The following is a 6,750-nucleotide window of genomic DNA, read 5'->3' as shown; positions in this document are numbered from 1 at the left end:
ATGCTGCTGCAGTCTCCACGCGAGTACGATGATTTCGTGCGCTCGCTGCGCGAGTATTTCAGTTTCCGCCCCGCCAACGCTCGCGTCTGAACCTTGGCTTTCTAGAATCGCGCTAGAATCGGGTCGACCTCGATACAGGACGACCCCGTGAGCTCCAGCATTTTCTGGCACGACTACGAAACCACTGGCATCAACCCGCGCTGCGATCGGCCGCTGCAGGTGGCTGGTGTGCGCACTGACTTCGACCTCAACGAAATCGACGAGCCGATCAGCCTTTATTGCCGGCCCTCGGACGATATCCTGCCGCACCCGGCGGCCTGCCTGGTAACCGGCATCACCCCGCAGTTGCTGGCTGAGCAGGGCCTGTGCGAAGCCGAGTTCATGACCCAGGTGCACGCACAACTGGCGCAGCCGGGTACCTGTGGCGCGGGCTACAACACGCTGCGCTTCGACGATGAAGTGACCCGCTACAGTTTGTACCGCAATTTTTTCGACCCCTATGCCCGTGAGTGGCAGGGCGGTAACAGCCGCTGGGACCTGATCGACATCGTGCGCACCGCCTATGCCCTGCGCCCGGATGGCATCCAATGGCCGCAGCAGGACGGGCGCACCAGCCTGCGCCTGGAACTGCTGAGCAAGGCCAATGGCATTGACCACGGGCATGCCCACGAAGCGCTTTCCGACGTGCGGGCAACCATTGCCCTGGCCCGCCTGATTCGGCAGAAACAGCCCAAGTTGTATGACTGGCTGTTCCAGTTGCGCAGCAAGCATAAAGTGATGGAGCAAATTCGTTTGTTGCAGCCCCTGGTGCATATATCCGGGCGTTTTTCTGCGGCGCGTAATTACCTGGGTGTCGTATTGCCACTGGCCTGGCACCCGCGTAATCGCAATGCGCTGATTGTCTGCGACCTGCACCATGAAACCCTACCGTTACTACGGGAAAGTGCTGAAGTTCTGCGTCAGCGCTTGTACACCCGTCATGATGAATTGGCCGAAGGTGAATTACCGGTACCGCTCAAATTGGTGCAGATCAATCGCTGCCCGGTACTGGCGCCGCTGTCGGTATTGCGCCCGGCCGATCAACAACGGTTGGGTCTGGACTTGACGTTGTTACAATCGCGCGGTGAACAGTTGGCCAATCAACAGGCGCAATGGCAAGACAAGCTGGAACACATCTATGGCAAGGATGAGTTCGCCCCGAGTGAAGACCCGGAACAGCAGTTGTATGAGGGATTTATCGGTGACCGCGACCGGCGTTTATGCGAGCAAGTTCGTGCGCTGGAACCGGCGCAGTTGAGCCGTGGCCACTGGATGTTCGATGACCCGCGTTTGCCGGAGCTGTTGTTCCGTTATCGGGCTCGTAACTTCCCTGAAACCTTGACCAGCGAAGAGCGGCATCGGTGGTACGGCTTCTGCCAGCAACGCCTGAGCGACCCGCAGTGGGGCGCACCCAATACCCTGGGCGACTTTGAACAGGCGCGCCAGCAAGCCTGGCAGGGGGCCGACGAGGCGGGCCGGCGAGTGCTCGAGGCCTGGCAAGTGCATGCCCGTCAATTGCAGGCACAATTTGCAATTGGCTGATGGTAGGTAAACAAAAACGCCGGCAATGTGCCGGCGTTTTTGTTGTGTGAAGCAAACGGTGTATGCGGACTATCAGTCCAGCAGGGTTGCCCAGCTTTCAACCACATCGCCGCCCCAAGTGGCTTTCCACTCTTTCAGGGTTTTGTGGTTGCCGCCTTTGGTTTCGATCACTTCACCGTTGTGCGGGTTTTTGTATTGCTTGACCTTACGTGCACGCTTGGTGGCGGTAGTCTTGACCGCGCCACGCGGTGCTTTGCTCAGTTTCGACTCTGGGTCGAGCAGGGCAATCACGTCGCGCAGCGACTTGGAGTACTCGCCCATCAGTGTGCGCAGTTTGCCTTCGAACTCCAGTTCTTTCTTCAGCTTGTCATCCTGCGACAGGTTGGCCAGGCGGGCCTGAAGTTCCTTGATGGCTTCTTCGGTAGCGCGGTACTCGTTGATCAGGGACATGGAGTGTTCCTTAATGCGTGTTCAGAAATGTGTGGGGCAATAATAGACAGGCGATACTCGCAAGTAAACATAAGATTGGACCATTAACTGTTAATTAAGCTGTGACAACATTTCTCAACGTGAACAAAATTTTACATAAAGCCCATGTCTGCCAGACGCTGCCCGTGCATCGATTTGGGCCTGCATATGCCATCGTGGCTGCGATCAATACTGCGCTTTTGCTGGCGTGCCGCTAGAATGGGCGCCTTTGCGAAGTTCTGGAGTCTCATTCATGCGCACCTATCGTCTGGTGATCGCCTGCCCCGACCGTGTAGGCATCGTGGCGAAAGTCAGTAATTTCCTGGCCTTGTACAATGGCTGGATCAACGAAGCCAGCCACCACTCCGATGAGCAGAGCGGTTGGTTCTTCATGCGCCATGAAATCCGCGCTGAATCTCTGCCGTTCGGTATCGAAGCTTTCCGTGAGGCGTTTGCGCCAATCGCCGAAGAGTTCTCCATGGCCTGGCGCATTACCGACTCGGCGCAGAAAAAACGCGTGGTACTGATGGCCAGCCGTGAGTCTCACTGCCTGGCAGACTTGCTGCACCGCTGGCACACCGATGAGCTGGACTGCGAGATCCCTTGCGTGATCTCCAACCATAATGATTTGCGCAGCATGGTCGAGTGGCACGGTATTCCGTTCTTCCATGTGCCGGTCGATCCCAAGGACAAGGCCCCGGCCTTCGCCGAGGTGTCGCGTCTGGTGCAGGAGCACGCCGCCGACGTGGTGGTACTGGCCCGCTATATGCAAATCCTGCCGCCGCAACTGTGCCGGGACTATGCAGAGAAGGTCATCAACATCCACCACAGCTTCCTGCCTTCGTTCGTCGGCGCCAAGCCGTACCACCAGGCCGCCCTGCGTGGCGTGAAGCTGATCGGTGCGACCTGCCACTACGTTACCGAAGAGCTGGACGCCGGCCCGATCATCGAGCAGGACGTGGTGCGTGTCAGCCATGCCGACAGCATCGAGGACATGGTCCGCTTTGGCCGTGATGTGGAGAAGATGGTGCTGGCCCGTGGCCTGCGCTATCACCTGGAAGACCGCGTGCTGGTGCATGGCAACAAGACTGTCGTGTTTGACTGAAACAGCAGGTTGCCTGTGGGATTTTTGGGCCGCAAAGCGGCCCCAAAAATCTTGAAAGGATCGCTAATGGCCAAGCAGCGCAATGCCCCAACCGCTTCACCCCCACCCACCCTTGGCGAAGGGTGCCTGGCCCGTTACGACCCCGAAGCCCTGGACGAAACCGACGGCACCGACTTCCCAGGCGCCGCCGAACTCTGGCAACAGCTCAACCCGCCTGCCGCCGCCAGCGCTCCAGCAAAGGACGCGCCAGCAGGCACACGAACACAGGCCCGCCTGCCAGCAGATAAAAGTAGTAAGTAACCCCTCGCCATATCAGGATCGCCGCCGCTGCGGTCGAGCTGCCCACCAAGGGTGTAAGCAAGGTGGCCGAAGTCAGCTCGGCGGCCCCGGCCCCGCCAGGCAGCAGGCTGAACTGGCCGGCACTGAGCGACAGCATCTGCACCAGGAAGCTGGGGATCCACGCCAGCTCTACCCCCAGCCCCCGCAACACCAGGAACAGCACGCTGTAGCGCAGCCCCCAGTGGACGCAGGTGAGGGTGAACACCAGGCTCAAGGTGCGCTTGGGCAGGCGCCAGGTCTGTGCCAGGGCAGCGATGAAGTGCAGCAGTTTGCGCGCCCAGCGGCGTTTGCGCGGCGGCCCCATGCCCAGGCGCTGCAATAGCCTGCTGTTCATGCGCATTACCGTGCGTCGGTAGCGCAACAGCGCGACCACACCGGCCAGCGTTGTGCACAGCAGTAATGCACTGCCAAGCAGCATGCTTTCCTGGCTGCGGCCCAGGCTGTGGAACAGTGCGTAGCCGGCGATCGTCAGCATCGCGCAGAAGAAGAACACCAGGTCGTTCAGCTGGTCCATGGCGAATACCGCAGCGCTGCGCGCCGGGCCGATGCGATTGCGCGCCAGCAGGGCCATCAGGGTCAACGGGCCGCCACTGCCGCCGGGGGTGGTGCAGATGGCGAACTCGGTGGCCATCACCACGCCCAGGCTGCGTGCAGGGCTCAACTGCTTTGCCTGCTCGCCGAGCAACAAGCGCAGGCGCAATGCGTTGATGAGCCAGCACGACAAAATCATGCCAAGCAATATCAGCATCAGTTGTGGGTCGAACCGGCTTAGCCTTGGCAGCAGCTCGCTACCACCCAGCAGCACGGGCACCAGCGCTGCACCCAGCAATGCCAACGCCAGCCAGGCCCAGCGGTTCATGCTGGCACCTGGCGCTCCAGCCAGGCAGATTTGGTCAGCGGCTCGCGGCCGTCCTTCAACAGGCTTTCGAGTGTTCGCAGCCAATAGTCACGGGATGAGCGGTGGCGCATGTCCACAGGGTGCAGTCCGAGGCGCAATGTGCTCGCGTCCTGCCAGCGTTGACATTGCCAGTTGCACACTGCGCGGGACAAAGTACGACGCCATGCGCTCCGGGCACTCCAGACCAGGCCTGGCGCATCGATGGCTGTGAAGTCCGGCAAACGGTAAAGGTGTTGCGGTGTGCTGGTGTACTTCAGCGGCAGGCGGCGCAAGGCTTGCCGAGTGCCCTGGCTCATGAGCCAGGCGGGTGCGACAAAGCCTGCTACGGGCCAGCCTTGGTCCTCGAACAGCGCCAGGCCATCCTGCAGCCGGGTAAGCGCGGCGTGCTCATCGAGGCTATAGAACTCACCTTCATGCGTGTAGATGCGCCGCATGAAGTAGTCGATGGGGCTGCGCGGTGCCGGCCCTTCGTCGGCATGGGCGTAACCGTGCAGCGCCAGCTCGTCGCCGTTGGCCAGGCGTTCGTCCAGCACGCGGCAGAACGAGGGTGCCTGGTGCAGCGGATTACGCCGATGGAAGTCAGGGACCACCAGCCATGTCATGGGCACGTTGCCCAGCGCATCCACGGCGTGTACGAACGGCGCATAGTCCGGCCAGGTTTCTGGGGCCACATCATGCAATACCAGCAGGAGGCTGCGTTGCCTGGAGGAGGGCTCAAGCATGGGCACGCACCTGCGGCTGATGGCCGAGCACGGCTTGGTAGTGCTGTAGCAGGCCCGCCACCACCTTATCCCATGAATAATGTTGCTCTACATGACGACGGGCCTGCATGCCGAGCTTGCGGACCCCCGCCTCGAACGCCTCGCGCACTGCCATCGCCATCGCCCGACCCTCGTTGGGCGTGCACAGGCGGCCACACTGCTCGTTGATGATTTCAGTGAACGCACCTGCGCGTACGGCCACCACGGGTGTGGCGCTGGCCATGGCTTCGAGGATGACCAGGCCGAAGGTTTCCTGGTCGCCAGCATGCACCAGCAGGTCGGCACTGGCCATCAGCCGGGCCACCTCTGCAGCGGGGCAGAAGTGGTCGATGACGCTGACGTTGTGAGGCACGCTGGCCGGCATGTTCGAGCCCACCAGCAGCAGGTGGTAGGGGTGGCCGAGTTGCTGCATGCAGTCGAGCAGCACCGGCAGGTTCTTTTCCCGCGAGCCGCGGCCGGCGTAGATCAACAGGCGGCTGGTGTCGGCTATGCCCAGTTCGGCGCGCAGGTGCGGGTCGCGCTGGGCGGGATGGAACGTGGCAAGGTCAACGCCCAGCGGCTGCACGTGTACATCGCGCACGCCCAGGCGGCGCAATTTGTCGGCCATGACCTGGCTGGGCGCCAGTACCCGGTCGAAATTGCCGTACAGCTTGCTGACATAGGCTTCGACATTGGGCGTGAACCAGTTGCCCATGCGGTTGCTCACCAGCAACGGCAAGTCGGAATGGTAGAAACCGATTACCGGCACGTCGAGTTGGCGCCGGGCCTCCAGCGCGGCCCATGCGGTGAGGTAGGGGTCGCCGACTTCTATCAGGTCGGGTTTGAGCGTGCGCAGCGTATTGCACCATGGGGCCAGGCGTACAGGAAAACGATAGCCCTTGCCAAACGGCAAGGGTGGAGCGGGAACCTGGTAGATGCCATCGGCTTGGTGGGCGCTGGCGCCGGGGATCAACAGGCTGTGGCGTACGCCGTGGATGGCGTCGAGACGGTGATGTTTGGCATCAAGATAGGTACGTACGCCACCGCTGGCCGGGGCGTAGAACATGGTGATGTCGGCGATATGCACGATCAGCATCCCTCCGGGATCGTCTTCGGGTCTGTCATCCGGCGGTGGCTTGCCGGCGATGACGCGCCTAAAGGTTGACCTGTGTGAAGGATAGTTTGTTCGATCGGGGTTGGGTGGGGCAGGCTCGTCGAGTGGTGTAGGTTGTTTCGCGGGCTCGCCCGCCCCCACAGGTAGGGCGCAACCCTTCGGGGTTGTGCTGTCCTTGTGGGGGCGGGCGGTGCGGTCTGTATTTAGATGCGGAAGCTGCCCACCAGGTGCTTCAGGCGGCCAGCCTGCTGCTCAAGGTCGGAGCACGCGCGCAGGGTCGCCTGCAGGTTTTCCACGCCTTCCTGGTTGAGCATGTTGATCTCGTTGATGTCCATGTTGATCGCCTCGACCACGGCGGTCTGTTCTTCGGTGGCAGTGGCCACCGATTGGTTCATGCCATCGATCTCGCCAATGCGCACGGTCACGCTGTCCAGTCGCTCACCGGCCTGGTTGGCGATCTGCATGCTGTCCTGGCTGTGGCGCTGGCTCTGGTCCATGGTGTCGA

The 6,750-nt window shown here is 61.5% G+C and carries 6 protein-coding genes and 2 pseudogenes; 3 read left to right on the top strand and 5 right to left on the bottom strand.

What is annotated here, in order from left to right; all coding sequences use genetic code 11:
* Together APH42_RS29715 and sbcB are read left to right on the top strand one after the other, a co-directional pair.
* Positions 1-90 (top strand): annotated as a pseudogene (locus tag APH42_RS29715) (PilZ domain-containing protein); the annotation flags it as partial.
* A 57-nt stretch (positions 91-147) separates the two neighbouring features.
* Positions 148-1,581, top strand: coding sequence for an exodeoxyribonuclease I (gene sbcB / locus APH42_RS28175; protein WP_060494707.1), 1,434 nt, complete (start codon positions 148-150; stop codon positions 1,579-1,581).
* A 72-nt stretch (positions 1,582-1,653) separates the two neighbouring features.
* Here sbcB and mvaT read toward each other — a convergent pair whose 3' ends face one another.
* A complete protein-coding gene (mvaT, locus tag APH42_RS28170) occupies positions 1,654-2,031 on the bottom strand; it encodes a histone-like nucleoid-structuring protein MvaT (RefSeq protein WP_012273998.1) in 378 nt (125 codons plus the stop codon).
* A 271-nt stretch (positions 2,032-2,302) separates the two neighbouring features.
* On the opposite strand from mvaT, the gene purU reads away from it, so the two are divergent.
* Positions 2,303-3,154, top strand: coding sequence for a formyltetrahydrofolate deformylase (gene purU, locus APH42_RS28165; protein ID WP_012273997.1), 852 nt, complete (start codon positions 2,303-2,305; stop codon positions 3,152-3,154).
* Between the two features lie 205 nt (positions 3,155-3,359).
* On the opposite strand, the gene APH42_RS28160 is transcribed toward purU, so the two are convergent.
* The 4 genes and pseudogenes from APH42_RS28160 to APH42_RS28145 all read right to left on the bottom strand — a co-directional run.
* On the bottom strand, positions 3,360-4,352 hold the full coding sequence (locus APH42_RS28160) for a lysylphosphatidylglycerol synthase transmembrane domain-containing protein (protein WP_060494706.1): 993 nt from the start codon (positions 4,350-4,352) through the stop codon (positions 3,360-3,362).
* The gene (locus APH42_RS28155) at positions 4,349-5,113 is read right to left on the bottom strand and encodes a DUF2334 domain-containing protein (RefSeq protein WP_060494705.1); all 765 of its coding nucleotides are present in this window, start codon (positions 5,111-5,113) and stop codon (positions 4,349-4,351) included. The genes APH42_RS28160 and APH42_RS28155 overlap by 4 nt, the downstream gene beginning before the upstream one ends.
* A complete protein-coding gene (locus tag APH42_RS28150; protein ID WP_012273994.1) occupies positions 5,106-6,227 on the bottom strand; it encodes a glycosyltransferase family 1 protein in 1,122 nt (373 codons plus the stop codon). Before APH42_RS28150 ends, APH42_RS28155 begins: the two co-directional genes overlap by 8 nt.
* 221 nt (positions 6,228-6,448) lie before the next feature.
* A pseudogene (locus tag APH42_RS28145) lies at positions 6,449-6,750 on the bottom strand (chemotaxis protein); the annotation flags it as partial.

The sequence above is a fragment of the Pseudomonas sp. NBRC 111140 genome (assembly GCF_001320885.1).
Classification (GTDB): Bacteria; Pseudomonadota; Gammaproteobacteria; order Pseudomonadales; family Pseudomonadaceae; genus Aquipseudomonas; species Aquipseudomonas putida_P.
The sequence above is the reverse complement of the archived record's forward strand: the minus strand, read 5'-3'. Positions and strand labels throughout refer to the sequence as shown.

Bases quoted from the DNA above. Each gene is read 5' to 3' on its own strand.
- mvaT (WP_012273998.1), bottom strand. From the start codon at position 2,031: ATGTCCCTGATCAACGAGTACCGCGCTACCGAAGAAGCCATCAAGGAA.
- purU (WP_012273997.1), top strand. From the start codon at position 2,303: ATGCGCACCTATCGTCTGGTGATCGCCTGCCCCGACCGTGTAGGCATC.
- APH42_RS28160 (WP_060494706.1), bottom strand. From the start codon at position 4,352: ATGAACCGCTGGGCCTGGCTGGCGTTGGCATTGCTGGGTGCAGCGCTG.
- APH42_RS28155 (WP_060494705.1), bottom strand. From the start codon at position 5,113: ATGCTTGAGCCCTCCTCCAGGCAACGCAGCCTCCTGCTGGTATTGCAT.
- APH42_RS28150 (WP_012273994.1), bottom strand. From the start codon at position 6,227: ATGCTGATCGTGCATATCGCCGACATCACCATGTTCTACGCCCCGGCC.